Consider the following 15,846-nt stretch of genomic DNA (forward strand, 5'->3'; position numbering starts at 1 on the left):
AAACGGGGCGAAGGGACCATGCCGCAAGCTGTCCGTTTTCCGCCTACCTATCGCAGGGCACGTCCCCTCGCCCCGCGAGCGGGGAGAGGGTTAGGGTGAGGGGCAGCCATTCCACCCTTATCGCCGACTTGATATCTGCTTTGCGCCTTCCAGCTTGAAGCGCGGAAAGACGAAGACGCCGACCATGCTGCCGCTGAATTTTTCTTCCAGGCCGTTGGATTCGCCCATGCAGAACAGCGGCTGGCGAAAGCCGTTCGGCATGATGATCGTCGTCGAAAAACAGAAGGAGGAGCAGAGCGTTGCCGCCTGCTCGAACAGCGCCAATATGTGGCTGCGGTCCTTGGTATCATAGCAGCGGATCAGGCTCAAAAGTCCGCATTCCTGTGCGGCGAGGCCGTGCAGCGTCGCGCTCCACTCGCCGAGACGGAGCATGCCGCTCGAAAAATCTCCGGTCCAGGCTTCGGAAACGGAGAACTGCGCCAACATCTCGTGATTTTGATTGGCGTCATCAAACGAGCCGGGTGTCAAAGTTACGGCTGCATTGGCTCTGGCGATCTTAAACAAGGCGTTCCCCCGTTCGGATGCGGCTCCCGCCGCACGCTCGGCAAACACAAAGAAACAGGATCACGCAGCAGCGGGCATGATGCCCGCGCTTACCTCCGGCGATTATTGCCACGGCCATCTGGCCTCCGTAAGCGGAGCCCTTCGAAGCCGAACGTTCATGCATCGCCTTCCGCGCCCCGGCCTCGTCTATTGGCGAAAAATTATCGCCGGGTGCACTTTAATTGCAGCGCGGATTTATAGGGGCTTTCGGACAAACGGCAACGGCTTTTTAAGGGGTATTCGGATCCGCCTCATTTCTTGAAATGCCTGCATCTTCGGCCTATTTCGCGAGAATTGGCAGGGGAAGATCATATTTGAGAGCTTTACAAACGTTTTCACTCCACGTCAGGCCGGAAATGTTGCGGCAGCACTGCGATCTCCCGCATTTCGGCAGGCTGAGAAATGCGAAGGCAGCGCAAGCTTGGCGCAAGCTTCGCGCCCGGGGCCTGCAAGAGGGTGCTGAGTAAACGTTTCGTCGGCTATGCCAATCAGTGTGCCGCACGTCGAATCGCTTTGGGCAAAAGAAAAGGGCGACCCGAGAGCCGCCCTTCCTATTCCGGATGCCGGAATGGTCGTCAGTGATGGCTTTCGCCGATCACATCATGTCCATTCCGCCCATTCCGCCCATTCCGCCCGGCATGCCGCCGCCAGCCGATTCTTTCTTCGGCAGTTCGGCGATCATGGCTTCGGTGGTGATCAGCAGCGATGCAACAGAAGCAGCGTTCTGCAGCGCCGTGCGAACGACCTTGAGCGGGTCGACGATACCCATGGCGATCATGTCGCCATATTCGGATGTCTGGGCGTTGTAGCCGAAGTTGTCTTCGTTCTTGTCGAGGACCTTGCCGACAACGATCGAGGCTTCGTCGCCTGCGTTTTCAGCGATCTGACGAACGAGCGACTGCAGGGCGCGGCGAACGATGTTGATGCCGGCTTCCTGGTCGTCGTTTGCACCCTTGACGGTGATCTTCGTGGAGGAGCGGAGCAGAGCGATACCGCCGCCGGGGACGATGCCTTCCTGAACAGCAGCGCGGGTCGCGTTGAGCGCGTCGTCGATGCGGTCCTTCTTTTCCTTCACTTCGACTTCCGTAGAGCCGCCGACGCGGATGACGGCAACGCCGCCGGCGAGCTTGGCAAGACGTTCCTGCAGCTTCTCGCGGTCGTAGTCGGAGGTGGTTTCTTCGATCTGGGCCTTGATCTGGGCAACACGGCCTTCGATGTCGGTCTTGGCGCCCGAACCGTCGACGATCGTGGTGTTTTCCTTGGAGATCGAAACCTTCTTGGCACGGCCGAGCATGTCGAGCGTGACGGATTCGAGCTTGATGCCGAGATCTTCGGAGATGACCGTACCGCCGGTCAGGATCGCGATGTCTTCGAGCATGGCCTTGCGGCGGTCGCCGAAGCCAGGTGCCTTGACGGCAGCGATCTTGAGGCCGCCGCGCAGCTTGTTGACGACGAGCGTTGCGAGGGCTTCGCCTTCGACGTCTTCAGCGACGATGAGGAGCGGCTTGCCGGTCTGGACGACGGCTTCGAGAACCGGCAGCATCGACTGCAGGTTCGACAGCTTCTTCTCGTGGAGGAGAATGAAGACGTCTTCGAGGTCGGCGATCATCTTTTCCGGGTTGGTCACGAAGTAGGGGCTGAGGTAGCCGCGGTCGAACTGCATGCCTTCGACGACTTCGAGTTCGGTTTCGGCGGTCTTGGCTTCTTCAACCGTGATGACGCCTTCGTTGCCGACCTTCTGCATGGCTTCAGCAATGTCGAGACCGACCTGCTTGTCGCCATTTGCCGAAATCGTGCCGACCTGTGCAACTTCTTCCGAGGTCGAGATCTTCTTGGCCTTGGCCTGGAGATCCTTCACGACGTCGGCAACAGCAAGATCGATGCCACGCTTCAGGTCCATCGGGTTCATGCCGGCTGCAACGGCCTTGTTGCCTTCGCGAACGATCGCCTGGGCAAGAACAGTTGCAGTCGTGGTGCCGTCGCCGGCGATGTCGTTGGTCTTCGAAGCAACTTCGCGGACCATCTGGGCGCCCATGTTTTCGAACTTGTCTTCGAGTTCGATTTCCTTGGCGACGGAAACGCCGTCCTTGGTGATGCGCGGAGCGCCGAAGGACTTGTCGATGATGACGTTACGACCCTTCGGGCCGAGCGTGACCTTCACTGCATCGGCGAGAATGTCGACGCCACGCAGCATCTTTTCGCGCGCGGTGCGGCCAAACTTGATTTCTTTAGATGCCATATTCTTAACTCCTGAATTCGAGTTGTTCGGGCAAAAGGCCCGTCAGCCATTTCGGGAAAGCAGGTCGGCCGATCAGCCGATGATGCCCATGATGTCGGCTTCCTTCATGATCAGAAGGTCTTCGCCGTCGATCTTGACTTCAGTGCCGGACCACTTGCCGAACAGGATGCGGTCGCCAGCCTTGACGTCGAGTGCGACGACCTTGCCGGACTCATCGCGCGCGCCGGAGCCGACGGCGACGATTTCGCCTTCCTGCGGCTTTTCCTTGGCGGTATCGGGAATGATGATGCCGCCCTTGGTCTTGGCTTCGGACTCAACGCGGCGAACAACGACGCGGTCGTGAAGGGGGCGGAAGTTGGTGCTTGCCATTGTCTAATCCCTCGATCGAATGACATTCGCGGACCGGAGTGGCCCACATGGATAGATGTTAGCACTCCCTTGCGGTGAGTGCTAGCGACGAGCATTTAGGGATGGCTCCGAAAGGAGTCAATGAGAGCAATCACGAATTTTTGTGCCGGAATTGTGAAGAGACCTGAGAATAGTCTGAGATTGCGGCCGAAACCCAGGCGCGGCCGAACTTTGCCGAACTCGTCCGCCGTCGGCGATCTGCCGCTTCGGGATAATCGTCAAACCCCTTGCTATCCGCACCCTCGGATCGCCTTCGAGTTCTTCGCATGGGCCGGGCCGCGAAGAAAATTCCTTGCCATCGTCTTGCGCCTTTGCAATGTCACCGGTGACTGAAACAAATCGGGAAATCGGAATGGCCAGGCGGATAGAAAACTTCTCGGAGATATCAGGTCAATATGATGTGGTGCTCTGCGATGTCTGGGGTGTCGTTCACAACGGCGTCGATCCGTTCCCGAGGGCCACCGCAGCCCTTGAAGCGGCGCGCGAGAACGGCGTCGCCGTCGTCCTCATCACCAATTCGCCGCGCGTTTCCTGGCAAGTGGTCGAGCAGTTGCGCCAGATCGGTGTTCCCGACAGCGCCTATGACAGGATCGTCACTTCTGGCGACGTCACGCGCGGGCTGATCTCCGAAGGGCCGAAGACGGTCTTCCTGCTCGGCCCCGAGCGCGACAGCCCGCTGCTTGATGGCCTCGACATCGAGCGCAGGCCCGCCGGCGAAGCGCTATCGCTCGTCTGCACCGGCTTTTTCGACGACGAGACTGAGAAGCCGGAGGACTACACCGACATGCTTCTCGATTTCAAAGCCCGCGACGTGGCGATGATCTGCGCCAATCCCGATCTGGTCGTCGAACGCGGCCATCGCATCATCCCCTGCGCCGGCGCCATGGCCGCCTACTACGAGCAGCTTGGTGGCCAAACCCGCATCGCCGGCAAGCCGCATCGGCCGATCTACGAGGCGACGCTTTCGGCGGCCCGCGAGGTTCGCGGTGATTTCCCCGTCGAGCGCGTGCTGGCGATCGGCGACGGCATGCCGACCGATGTGCGCGGCGCCTTGAATTATGGGCTCGACCTTCTCTACATCAGCGGCGGTATCCACGCCAAGGAATACACCCTCAACGGCGAAACCGACGAGGCGATCCTCAACGCCTATCTCGAACGGGAAAACGCCGCGCCGAAGTGGTGGATGCCACGCCTTGCATGAAGAGAAGCCAGCCGATGACCGTCTTCCACCGCAATGAAACCCGGGAACCCTTGCCCGCCCATCTGAAGGGCGGCGTCATTGCCATCGGCAATTTCGACGGCGTGCACCGCGGCCATCAGTCGGTGCTGAACCGAGCGCTCGAAATCTCCAAGGCGCGTGGCATCCCCGCTTTGGTGCTGACCTTCGAGCCGCATCCGCGCACGGTCTTCCGGCCGCAGGCGCCGGTCTTCCGCCTGACGCCGGCGCCCCTGAAGGCCCGCATCCTGGAAGCGTTGGGTTTCAGCGCCGTCATCGAGTATCCCTTCGATTACGAGTTCTCGCAGCGCTCGGCCGATGATTTCATCCATTCGATCCTGAAGGATTGGCTCGGCGCTTCCGAAGTCGTCACCGGCTTCGATTTCCATTTTGGCCGCGGCCGCGAGGGCGGTCCCGCCTTCCTGATGAATGCCGGCAATACCTACGGCTTCGGCGTCACCCTGATCGACGCCTTCCGCGACGAAAACGCCGATGTCGTCTCTTCGAGCCATATCCGCGCGCTCCTCAATGAGGGCAATGTCAGCGAAGTCGCCGGCATGCTGGGTTACCGCTATACGGTGGAAGCCGAGGTGATCGATGGCGAAAAGCTCGGCCGGCAGCTGGGTTTCCCGACGGCCAACATGCGCCTGCCGCCGGAGGTCGATCTTGCCGCCGGCATCTACGCCGTCCGCTTCCGCCGTCAGGACGGCACGCTCCATGATGCCGTCGCAAGCTACGGCCGCCGCCCGACGGTGACGGAAAACGGCGCGCCGCTGCTCGAAACCTATCTTTTCGATTTCAGCGGCGATCTCTACGGCCAGCTCTGCTCCGTCTCCTTCTTCGGCTATATTAGACCCGAGCTGAAATTCGACGGCCTCGATCCGCTCGTCGCCCAGATCAAGCGCGATGAGGAAGAGGCGAGGGCGCTGCTTGCGGGTGTCAAGCCGCTCGGCGCTCTTGATCGGAAACTCTGCTTTTCCTGAGGTCGCCTTGAGTGCGGCTGTCGCTGGGACATCGGCGATTCCAGCCGTTGAAGCCGATTGCCAACCGCGAATTCTTCTCTTCCTTTTCCCGGCAAAAACGCCTATGAACCGGCGCGATGACGAAATATCGGCTGGCAATGATGATGCGAATTATCGGCCCGGCCTTCCGCGCGCGCTAAGCGGCCGGAAGGTCCGGGTTTTTGGCGCTTGGATACAAGCGCTTCCGTCACCAGCTTTTTCACGCCCGTTGCGCCCCTTCCTGGGCCGCCAGAAATGATTGTCCGACATGACCGACACAGCCGAAAAGATCGACTATTCGAAGACCCTCTATTTGCCCGAGACCGATTTCCCCATGCGCGCCGGCCTGCCGCAGAAGGAGCCGGAACTCGTCAAGCGCTGGCAGGAAATGGGTCTTTACAAGAAACTGCGTGCTTCCGCCGCCGGCCGCGAGAAATTCGTCCTTCACGATGGCCCGCCCTATGCCAACGGCAATATCCATATCGGCCACGCGCTGAACAAGATCCTCAAGGACGTCATCAACCGTTCGTTCCAGATGCGCGGCTACGACGCCAATTACGTGCCCGGCTGGGATTGCCACGGCCTGCCGATCGAATGGAAGATCGAAGAGAAATACCGCGAGAAGGGCAAGAACAAGGACGAGGTTCCGGTCAACGAATTCCGCCGGGAATGCCGTGAATTCGCCGCCGGCTGGATCAAGGTCCAGGCGGAAGAGTTCAAGCGTCTCGGTATCGAGGGCGACTTCGACAATCCCTATACGACGATGAACTTCCACGCGGAATCGCGCATCGCTGGCGAACTCCTGAAGATCGCCGCGAGCGGTCAGCTTTATCGCGGCTCCAAGCCGATCATGTGGTCGGTCGTCGAGCGCACGGCGCTGGCCGAGGCCGAGGTCGAATACCAGGATTATGAGAGCGACACGATCTGGGTGAAATTCCCGGTCGTCGAAGGTCCGGTCGCGCTCAAGGATGCGTTCGTGGTCATCTGGACGACCACGCCCTGGACGATCCCCGGCAACCGCGCGGTCTCCTTTTCCGCGCGCGTCTCCTACGGTCTCTACGAGGTGACGGCCGCCGAGAACGATTTCGGACCGCGTCCGGGCGAAAGGCTGATCTTTGCCGATAAACTGGCCGAGGAATCCTTCGCCAAGGCCAAGCTGCAGTACAAGCGCTTGAGCGATGTCTCTGCGGCCGACTTCGCAGCGATGACCTGCGCGCATCCCTTCAAGGGTCTCGACGGCGGCTATGAATTCCACGTGCCGCTGCTCGACGGCGACCACGTCACCGATGACGCCGGCACTGGCTTCGTGCACACCGCACCCAGCCACGGCCGCGAAGACTTCGATGCCTGGATGTCGGCTGTCCGCACGCTTGAGGCCCGCGGCATCGACACCAAGATCCCGTTCCCGGTCGACGACGGCGGCTTCTATACCGCCGACGCTCCCGGCTTCGAGGGCGCCCGCGTCATCGACGACAACGGCAAGAAGGGCGATGCCAACGACCGCGTCATCAGGGAGCTGATCGCTCGCGGCGCGCTCTTTGCCCGCGGCCGACTGAAGCATCAGTATCCGCATTCCTGGCGCTCGAAGAAGCCGGTCATCTTCCGCAACACGCCGCAATGGTTCGTCTATATGGACAAGACCCTTGCCGACGGCACGACGCTGCGTTCGCGCGCGCTCGGTGCGATCGACGACACGCGCTTCGTGCCCGCCGCCGGCCAGAACCGCCTGCGCGCCATGATCGAGGGCCGCCCGGACTGGGTGCTCTCGCGTCAGCGCGCCTGGGGCGTGCCGATCGCCGTCTTTGCCGACGAGCAGGGCGAGGTTCTGGTCGATGAAGCCGTCAATGCCCGCATCCTCGAAGCCTTCGAACATGAGGGCGCCGACGCCTGGTTTGCCGAAGGCGCCAAGGAGCGGTTCCTCGGCAATGACCACGACCATTCCCGCTGGACCCAGGTCATGGATATCCTCGACGTCTGGTTCGACTCTGGCTCGACGCACACCTTCACGCTCGAAGACCGCCCGGATCTGAAGTGGCCGGCCGATCTTTATCTCGAAGGTTCCGACCAGCATCGCGGCTGGTTCCATTCGTCGCTGCTGGAATCGGCGGCCACCCGCGGCCGTGCGCCTTACAACGCCGTCCTCACCCATGGCTTCACCATGGACGAGAAGGGCGAGAAGATGTCGAAGTCGAAAGGCAACGTCACCGCCCCGCAGGAGGTGATGAAGGACGCCGGCGCCGATATCCTGCGCCTCTGGGTGATGACCTCGGATTATGCCGACGACCTGCGCGTCGGCAAGACGATCATCCAGACCAATGTCGACGCCTATCGCAAGCTGCGCAACACCATCCGCTGGATGCTCGGCACGCTCGCCCACGACAAGGGCGAGGAGATCGCGCTTGTCGACCTGCCGGAGCTGGAGCAGCTGATGCTGCACCGGCTTGCCGAACTCGATGAGCTGGTGCGCGAGAACTACGATGCCTTCGACTTCAAGAAGATCGCTCGCGCGCTGATCGATTTCGCCAACGTCGAGCTGTCGGCCTTCTATTTCGATGTCCGCAAGGATGCGCTCTATTGCGATGCGCCGTCGAGCCTGCGCCGGCGCGCCAGCCTGCACGTCATCCGCCAGATCTTCGATTGCATGGTGACATGGCTTGCCCCGATGCTGCCCTTCACCACCGAGGAGGCCTGGCTGTCGCGCAACCCGTCGGCCGTTTCCGTGCATCTGGAGCAGTTTGCTCCGGTCGCAAAGGAATGGCGTAACGATGCCCTGGCCGAGAAGTGGAAGAATATCCGCGCCGTGCGTTCGGTCGTGACCGGCGCCCTGGAAATCGAGCGCAAGGACAAGCGCATCGGCTCCTCGCTGGAAGCGGCTCCCGTCGTCCACATCGCCGATCGGGAATTGCTGAAGGCGCTGGAAGGCCAGGACTTCACCGAAGTCTGCATCACCTCGGCAATCGAGATCAAGGCCGGTGAAGGCCCAGCGGAAGCCTTCCGCCTGGCTGAGGTGCCTGAGGTCAGCGTCGTGCCGAAGCTTGCAGAGGGTGAAAAATGCGCCCGCTCCTGGCGCATCACCAGGGATGTCGGTTCCGATCCGGAATATCCCGATGTTTCGGCCCGCGACGCCGCCGCCCTTCGCGAACTCGCCGCGCTCACGTGAAGAATATTGCCGGGTGAATTGCGCTTTCGCGGTTCATCCGGTAAAAGCTGCCTGAAAATGGCCGGATTTTTGCGTCAGGGGGACGGTTGTCCGGTTGGGCGATGATTGCACCGGCAGGGCTGGAAGGGTTTTCATGTTAGCAACGCATTGGTTCCGTATGGGCGCCTGCCTGTCTGTCGTCATGGCGGGATGTTCCCTGGTGTCCGGTTGCGCCAGCAGCCCGACCTACGGCACCGACAAGACCGCCATGGAACAGTTGACCGACGATCTCGGCCAGTCCGTGTCGTTGACCGGTCCGGACCCGAAGAACAAGGGCGTCAAGTATACGCCGCGGCCGACGCTGGTGCTGCCGGCCCAGGCGCGGAAAGAGACCCTCGTTGCGCCGCAGCAGACGGTCGCCAACAAGGACAATTCGCAATGGCTTGAATCGCCGGAGGAGACCCGCGCCCGTCTCGTTTCGGAAGCTGACGCGAATTCGGACAATCCGAATTACCGCTCGCCGCTCGCAAGCTCTGCAATCGAAGGCGGCCGGCGCACGACGGAAGCCCAGACCAAGGCCTATCGCGAAGCCCGCGCCCTGCAGAAGGGCTCCTATATCGATCAGCGCCGCTATATATCAGATCCGCCGCCCGGCTACCGCACCGTCGACGATCCGGCAAAGCTCGACGATGTCGGCGAGCCCGAGCTGAAGAAGCAGAAGAAGCGCAAGAAGGATGCAGCGGTCGCCAACACCGGCAAGCAGTGGTGGAACCTCCTGCAATAGCATGTTCGGCGCGCCGGCAAGGATGACGGCGCCGCGCAGAGGCGCTGGGACTACGGCGCCTCTCTCCTTTGCGAAAAGAACCTTCGCAGCATATCGGCCGATTGGACCTCGTTGAAACCGGAATAGACCTCCGGGGCATGGTGACAGGTCGGTTGCGCATAGAATCGCACGCCATTGTCGACGGCGCCGCCCTTCGGGTCCTCGGCGCCGTAATAGAGCCTGCGGATACGCGCAAACGAGATGGCTGCCGCGCACATGGTGCAAGGCTCGAGTGTCACGTAGAGATCGGCGCCGGCAAGACGTTCCTGCCCGAGCGCTTCGCAGGCGAACCGGATTGCGGCGATTTCGGCGTGCGCGGTCACGTCTTTCAGCTCGCGCGTGCGGTTTCCTGAGCGTGAAACGGCAATATCGTCGATAACGACGACGGCACCGATCGGCACCTCGCCGCGTTCTCCGGCGGCGCGCGCTTCTTCAAGCGCCATCTCCATGAAACGATTTGTCTTCACGATCGCACGAATTTCCACTTAACCGCAGATGCGTGACCTGATAGACAGGCCCAAAAGGCAGGCAAACAACAAATGACACCCAAAGACAAGCCAAAACGCCCGGGCGCAAAGCCCCTTTCACGGGATATCAGGTCGAAAGCCGGCCCGAAGCCGGGCGGCGAGAAGCCGGCAAAGCCTGCGGTTGCACGCGCGATCGCCGCCGAGACCGATGGCGAGGCCAAAGCCGAACGCATTTCCAAGGTGATGGCGCGCGCCGGCGTCGCCTCACGCCGCGACATCGAACGCATGATCATGGAAGGCCGTGTGACGCTGAACGGCAGGGTTCTCGAAACCCCCGTCGTCAACGTCACGCTCGCCGACCGCATCGAAGTCGACGGCGTGCCGATCCGCGGCATCGAACGCACCAGGCTGTGGCTTTATCATAAGCCCACTGGGCTGGTGACCACCAATGCCGATCCGGAAGGCCGACCGACTGTCTTCGACAACCTACCGGAAGAACTGCCGCGCGTCATGTCGATCGGCCGCCTCGACATCAACACCGAAGGCCTGCTGCTCTTGACCAATGACGGCGGTCTCGCCCGGGCGCTCGAGCTGCCGGCAACCGGCTGGCTGCGGCGCTACCGCGTCCGCGCCCATGGCGAGATCGATCAGGATGCGCTCGACAAGCTGAAGGACGGCATCGCCGTCGACGGTGTGCTCTATGGCTCGATCGAGGCGACGCTTGACCGCACGCAAGGCTCGAACGTCTGGATCACCATGGGCCTTCGCGAAGGCAAGAACCGTGAAATCAAGAACGTGCTCGGCGCGCTCGGCCTCGACGTCAATCGGCTGATCCGTATTTCCTATGGCCCGTTCCAGCTCGGCGACTTGCCGGAAGGCCATGTCATCGAAGTGCGCGGCCGCACACTCCGCGACCAGCTCGGCCCGCGCCTCATCGAGGAAGCCAAGGCGAATTTCGACGCGCCGATCTACAATGCGGCGGCGGTCGCTGCCGAGGAAGAGGCAGAGCCCGCAGCGCCGGAAAAGCGCGAACGGCCGCGCCGCGACGAGGACAAGCGCGAACGGGCGCTGAGCCGCCTCGACACCAAGCGCGACGACCGCCACGGCGGGGGGCGCAAAGATGACGATCGCCGTGACGGCGGTCGCAGGGACGACGACAAGCCGAAGCGTCCCCAGCCGCTCGGTCAGCGCCGCAGCGCCAATGTCTGGATGGCGCCCGGCGCCCGGCCTCTTGGCGAAAAGGCAGCGGCGAAAGCTGCCAAGAATGCGCAGACCGCGCGCAAGCGCGGCGAGCAGTCGCCGGCAAAAGGCACTGGTTTCGATCGCATCGAGGACCGCCCGCGCACGCAGGTGAACCGCGTGCGCGAAGAGGATGGTGAATGGATCCGCTCGAGCGAGCAGCCTCGTCGCAAGGATGAGGGCGAAGGCTCCGGCCGCAAGCGCGCCTTTGGTGATCGCCCCGCCCGCGAAGACCGCGGTTTTGGCGACCGCCCGGCGCGCGGCGATCGGCCGTTCGGTGACCGTCCTTCTCGCGGTGATCGGCCGTTCGGCGACAAGCCGCGGGGTGATCGCAAGCCGCGTGCGGACGGTGATGAGCGTCCTCGTGCCGCCAGAGCCTCCGCCGGTGAAGGCCGTTCGGAGCGTCCGCGCGGCGACCGGCCGTTCGGTGATCGTCCCTCGCGTGGGGATCGCCCCTTCGGCGATAAGCCGCGTGGCGATCGCAGGCCGCGCGAGGACGGTGATGAGCGCCCGCGGGCAGCGAGAAGCTTTGCCGGCGAGGGTCGCTCCGAGCGTCCGCGTGGCGAAAGATCGTTCGGCGACAAACCATCGGGTGACAGGCCTTCTGGTGACAGGCCGCGCGGCAAGGGCTTTGCGCCCAGGCCCGGTGGGTCCAAGCCTGGCGGGGCCAAGAGTTTTTCCGGCAAGCCGAAAGGCGCCAAACCCGGCGGTGACAGGCCGGGCGGCGACAGGCCTGCAGGCGGGCCGTCCAAAGGTGGTGCTAGAGGAAAAGGAATGACGCGCGGTGCGGATCGTCGGCGGTGAGTTTCGCGGACGGCCTCTCGCCGTGCCAAAATCCAACGAGATCCGGCCGACTGCCGACCGGACGCGCGAGAGCCTGTTCAATATATTGAGCCATGCCTATCCGGAATGTGTCGATGGCACCCGGATCCTCGACCTTTTTGCCGGCACCGGCGCCGTCGGCCTCGAAGCGGTTTCACGCGGCTGTCGCCATGCGCTCTTCGTCGAAAATAGCGTCGAGGGCAGGGCGCTGCTCTGGGAAAACATCGATGCGCTCGGCCTGCATGGCCGCACGCGCATCCTGCGCCGGGATGCAACCGATCTCGGCACCGTCGGCAATCTCGAACCCTTCGACGTGCTCTTTGCCGACCCGCCCTATGGCAAGGGTCTCGGCGAAAAGGCGATGGCGGCGGCGGCCGAAGGCGGCTGGCTGCGGCCAGGCGCGATTGCGGTGCTCGAAGAACACGCCGATGTTGTCGTTTCCGTGCATCCTTCCTATGTTTTCCTCGAAAGCCGCATCTTCGGCGATACGAGGGTGCATTTCTTCCGATATCAGCCGCAATAGGCGGGGGCGGGCGTGCAGCAGGCAGAGATCATCAGCCCGAAATTGCCTGCGATCAGCGATGTGCCGACGGTCGCCGTCGCTTTTGGCGGCGGCGGTGCGCGCGGACTTGCCCATATCCATGTCATCGAGACGCTCGATGAACTCGGCATCCGCCCGGTGGCGGTATCAGGCTCGTCGATCGGTGCGATCATGGCAGCCGGCATGGCGGCCGGCATGTCAGGCGCCGAAATCCGCGAACATGCGCTGACGACCGTCGGCAACAAGACGGCCGTCGTCGCCCGCATCTGGGGCCTGAGGCCGGCGACGGTGCGCGATGCGGTGGCCAAGGGTATCCGCATCGGCCAGTTCAATCTGGAGCGGATCCTCAAGGCCTTCCTGCCGTCCGAGCTGCCGGCCCGCTTCGAGGATCTGCTGGTCCCGATGAAGGTGATCACCACCGATTATTATGGGCAGTGCGAAGTCATCATCGAACAGGGCGAGCTGTTTCCCGCACTTGCGGCCTCTTCCGCCATCCCCGCCGTCTTCATGCCGGTGCGCCTGCGCGACCGCGTGATGATCGACGGCGGCATCAGCAATCCGGTGCCCTATGAATGCCTGATGGATCTTGCCGACATCGTCGTCGGCATCGATGTCGTCGGCGCGCCGGAAGGCGACGGCACCCATATTCCGAACCGCATGGAGAGCATCTTCGGTTCCGGTCAGCTGATGATGCAGACGGCGATCTCGCTGAAGCTGAAGCTTCGCCCGCCGCATATCTTCCTGCGCCCGAGCGTCGGCCGCACCGGCGTCATGGATTTCCTCAAGGCCCGTGAAGTCCTTGCCATGTCCGTCGGCGTCAAGGACGACCTGAAATTCGCCCTTGACCGGGAAATCGAGGCTCGACTGAAGCGCTAAAGCGCGTCGCGATCTTTCAGATTCGCTCCTTGCGCTTTAAGTTTTTGTTTTTATGCATGCCGTTGTCGCAAAACCGCTGCACACTTTTGCGCGACATGCTTTAGCTGTTTCTTTGCTTCATTGGGCATGGCCCTCATGGCCGGCGTGACCCGCGCCGTTTGAAGCCTCATTCATCATCACCGTGCCCTCGAAGCTTGAGAAGAGCGCAAGCGCGGAAGAATCGAGGCCGGCCTCGGCATCCTTGAGTTTCGCAGCGAGCCCCGTGGCGTCAACTGCGGAGAGCCCGATCGTCTCCAGCGTCCCGGTATCCTTCAGGCTGTCGCCGCTGCAGAGATAGATGCTCCAGCCATGATGCGTCTTCTTCATCAGGGCCCGTCCGCCGCGTCCGTCCTGCCGCCAGCCGACGATCGCCCAATCGGCCTGAACGACGACCGGCGCGATATCGAGCGGCTTGTCCGGCCTTTCGAACATCACCTTCAGCCTTGCCGGGATCGCCTGTTGCGGATCGTCGTCCGCAGATGCCATGGCTGCAAGCAGCACGCCGGCAACAATAGCGATGATCTTCTTCATCTGATGGCCTCCCTCAGGCGAGAACGCGTTTCAGCAACGGTACGAAGCGCACGACGATCTGGTCGAAGGCGATCATGACGAGAATCGCGAGCCCGCTCATCGGGAAGGTGACGGCGAAGATCCCGACAATCACCCACAGGCCGTAATAGATCGAAGGCTTTGGTGGCATGGGTGGCACGCCGAGGCGGCCGATCGGGCGACGTTTCCACCACATGACGACGGCGGTCACGCAGCTCAGCACAATTGCAAGGCATGTTGCGAGCATCAGCAGTTGGTTGAAACGCCCCCATTCCTGTCCTTGGTGGATATTGATGCCCCACTCGATCGCTTTGCCGAGGAACGGATATTGATCGAAGCCGATATCGATCAATGGTTTGCCGGAATACTGGTCGATATGGAGCGTGCGTTCGTCGGTAAGATCGTCGGGAAAGAGCGAGGCGGTATAGACGCCCGTCTCGTCGGAGGGGATCGCCACGTCGAAGCCCGGTGCCATGCCCAGCCGTTTGGCGATCTCCACGGCTTTGTCGAGGCCGATTGGCCTGGCTGATTGCGCGGCGGCGATATCGGAAAGCGGGACTGGCGCCTTCTCGACGATCCAGCCGCTGTTCGGAAGGATATCCTCGGTGACCTTTCGCGACTTCGGCACTTGGTCCCAGAGCTGGACCGGATAGCCGAGGCCGTGTTCGGTCAGCCAGGCATTGGCGTTCGCCCCCCAATAGGCCGACCATGGCATGCCTGACATCGCAAGGAAGAAGATCAGGACACCGGCGAAGGCACCGGTCACGGCATGCAGGTCGCGCCAGAAAACGCGACGGCCGGGCGTTCCCCGCACGCTGACAACACCGCCCGTCTGGCGTCGCGGCCACCAGAGATAGATGCCGGTGACGACGAGCACCATGGCAAAGCCGCCGGCAATTTCGATCAGCCGGTTCGTTATGGTGCCGAAATAGGCGAGGCTGTGGATGCGCTTGACGACATAATTGAACTCGTCGGTCGATCCGACCACATCGAGCACCTCGCCGTCATAGGGGTTGACGAAGACCAGCATCGAGCCGGCATCGCTGGAGAGGGTGACGATCGCCGATCGCTCGGGCAGGACCGGGTCTTTGTAGGATGTCGCGGTTGAGCCCGGCACGGCGGAGGCGGCGATCTCTGCGATCCGCTCCGGCGACAGCGCTTCGCCAGCCGGCTGGACACTATAGCGGTAGCCGAAGAAGGTGCTGTTGATCTCGTCCTTGAAGAGATAGAGCGATCCGGTAACGGCCAGATTGAGCAGGAAGGGTATGACGAGAAGCCCGGCAAAGAAATGCCAACGCCAGATGGCACGGTAGAGCGAAACGCCGTTTGCGGCGTCGTCTGCCGGTTCGGCAGCAGTAATAGTCGACATGAGAATGGATCCGTATCCACGACCGACGGCACACATGCAGGTCGGCCGGCGTTGAAAGGCGCGTCACGGCGCCTGCCGCAACGCGAAGTTCAGGCAGGGATCGGATCGGAAGGAGGAGCTCGGGGACCGGTATTGGGCGGGAAAAGCTGGCGATGGAAGGCCTCGGTCCGGATCGGCAGTTCAACCGTGGCCGCAAAGGGTATGGCAGCACCGGCGATGTCCGCCGGCGCCGGCAGGAGAATGGCGGTGCTGATCCGGCAGGCTTCGCAACCATGCGAATGCGCCTTGTCGTGCTGGCTCTGACCGGATTTGTCCGTCGTGGTGACGCAAAGCGTCGGCAGCGTCCCGTCCGGAAGCACATATTGGCCGAGTTCAGCCGGATCAAATTCGCCAGCCGCTGCGGCGGGCAGCTGATGGGCGAAGCCGACGAACACTAGCGCGACCGCGCACAGGATGCGCAGCGCCCATTGTTCGATCTGTGTCGTCCGCCTGATCAAGATTCCCTCTTGGGTCGC

Annotated in this window: 14 protein-coding genes; 7 read left to right on the forward strand and 7 right to left on the reverse strand. The window is 62.3% G+C overall.

The genetic code is table 11. The annotated features are described in order from the left end of the window. Positions 1-117: 117 nt before the first annotated feature. The 3 genes from J3P73_RS05060 to groES form a co-directional block, all read right to left on the reverse strand. Positions 118-564 (reverse strand): hypothetical protein, encoded by a 447-nt coding sequence (locus J3P73_RS05060; RefSeq protein WP_130691327.1) that lies wholly within the window; start codon positions 562-564, stop codon positions 118-120. A gap of 634 nt (positions 565-1,198) precedes the next feature. Then, a complete protein-coding gene (groL, locus tag J3P73_RS05065) occupies positions 1,199-2,842 on the reverse strand; it encodes a chaperonin GroEL (RefSeq protein ID WP_003545786.1) in 1,644 nt (547 codons plus the stop codon). 72 nt (positions 2,843-2,914) lie between these two features. Then, entirely contained in the window at positions 2,915-3,211 is a 297-nt protein-coding gene (gene groES / locus J3P73_RS05070; RefSeq protein ID WP_003545797.1) for a co-chaperone GroES, read from the reverse strand. 391 nt (positions 3,212-3,602) lie between these two features. On the opposite strand from groES, the gene J3P73_RS05075 reads away from it, so the two are divergent. From J3P73_RS05075 to J3P73_RS05090, 4 genes are all read left to right on the forward strand, one after another. After that, a complete protein-coding gene (locus J3P73_RS05075; protein WP_130716874.1) occupies positions 3,603-4,451 on the forward strand; it encodes a TIGR01459 family HAD-type hydrolase in 849 nt (282 codons plus the stop codon). A gap of 14 nt (positions 4,452-4,465) precedes the next feature. Beyond that, positions 4,466-5,449, forward strand: coding sequence for a bifunctional riboflavin kinase/FAD synthetase (locus tag J3P73_RS05080; RefSeq protein ID WP_026236881.1), 984 nt, complete (start codon positions 4,466-4,468; stop codon positions 5,447-5,449). A 286-nt stretch (positions 5,450-5,735) separates the two neighbouring features. After that, positions 5,736-8,627, forward strand: coding sequence for an isoleucine--tRNA ligase (gene ileS / locus J3P73_RS05085; RefSeq protein WP_130771144.1), 2,892 nt, complete (start codon positions 5,736-5,738; stop codon positions 8,625-8,627). 133 nt (positions 8,628-8,760) lie between these two features. Next, a complete protein-coding gene (locus tag J3P73_RS05090) occupies positions 8,761-9,390 on the forward strand; it encodes a hypothetical protein (protein WP_130771145.1) in 630 nt (209 codons plus the stop codon). A 50-nt stretch (positions 9,391-9,440) separates the two neighbouring features. Here J3P73_RS05090 and J3P73_RS05095 read toward each other — a convergent pair whose 3' ends face one another. Then, positions 9,441-9,878, reverse strand: a complete 438-nt coding sequence (locus J3P73_RS05095) for a nucleoside deaminase (protein ID WP_024321319.1) — start codon at positions 9,876-9,878, stop codon at positions 9,441-9,443. A gap of 90 nt (positions 9,879-9,968) precedes the next feature. Between J3P73_RS05095 and J3P73_RS05100 the strand changes: the two genes are divergently transcribed. From J3P73_RS05100 to J3P73_RS05110, 3 genes are read left to right on the forward strand one after another with little or no spacing between them, the layout of a single operon-like run. Next, entirely contained in the window at positions 9,969-11,939 is a 1,971-nt protein-coding gene (locus J3P73_RS05100) for a pseudouridine synthase (RefSeq protein WP_130771146.1), read from the forward strand. Beyond that, positions 11,920-12,480, forward strand: coding sequence for a 16S rRNA (guanine(966)-N(2))-methyltransferase RsmD (gene rsmD / locus J3P73_RS05105; RefSeq protein WP_130691339.1), 561 nt, complete (start codon positions 11,920-11,922; stop codon positions 12,478-12,480). Before J3P73_RS05100 ends, rsmD begins: the two co-directional genes overlap by 20 nt. Positions 12,481-12,492: 12 nt before the next feature. Beyond that, positions 12,493-13,374 carry a patatin-like phospholipase family protein gene (locus J3P73_RS05110; RefSeq protein WP_130691341.1) on the forward strand — a complete coding sequence of 294 codons (882 nt, stop codon included), beginning with the start codon at positions 12,493-12,495 and terminating at the stop codon, positions 13,372-13,374. Positions 13,375-13,491: 117 nt separating this feature from the next. On the opposite strand, the gene J3P73_RS05115 is transcribed toward J3P73_RS05110, so the two are convergent. The 3 genes from J3P73_RS05115 to J3P73_RS05125 form a co-directional block, all read right to left on the reverse strand. Next, positions 13,492-13,944: a copper uptake system-associated protein gene (locus tag J3P73_RS05115; RefSeq protein WP_130716876.1), complete on the reverse strand. Its 453-nt coding sequence runs from the start codon at positions 13,942-13,944 to the stop codon at positions 13,492-13,494. A gap of 13 nt (positions 13,945-13,957) precedes the next feature. Further along, positions 13,958-15,331 carry a PepSY-associated TM helix domain-containing protein gene (locus tag J3P73_RS05120; RefSeq protein WP_130674772.1) on the reverse strand — a complete coding sequence of 458 codons (1,374 nt, stop codon included), beginning with the start codon at positions 15,329-15,331 and terminating at the stop codon, positions 13,958-13,960. 89 nt (positions 15,332-15,420) lie between these two features. Next, a complete protein-coding gene (locus J3P73_RS05125; RefSeq protein WP_130691347.1) occupies positions 15,421-15,828 on the reverse strand; it encodes a DUF2946 family protein in 408 nt (135 codons plus the stop codon). Positions 15,829-15,846: the final 18 nt, after the last annotated feature.

This window comes from Rhizobium ruizarguesonis (assembly GCF_017357285.1).
GTDB lineage: Bacteria > Pseudomonadota > Alphaproteobacteria > Rhizobiales > Rhizobiaceae > Rhizobium > Rhizobium ruizarguesonis.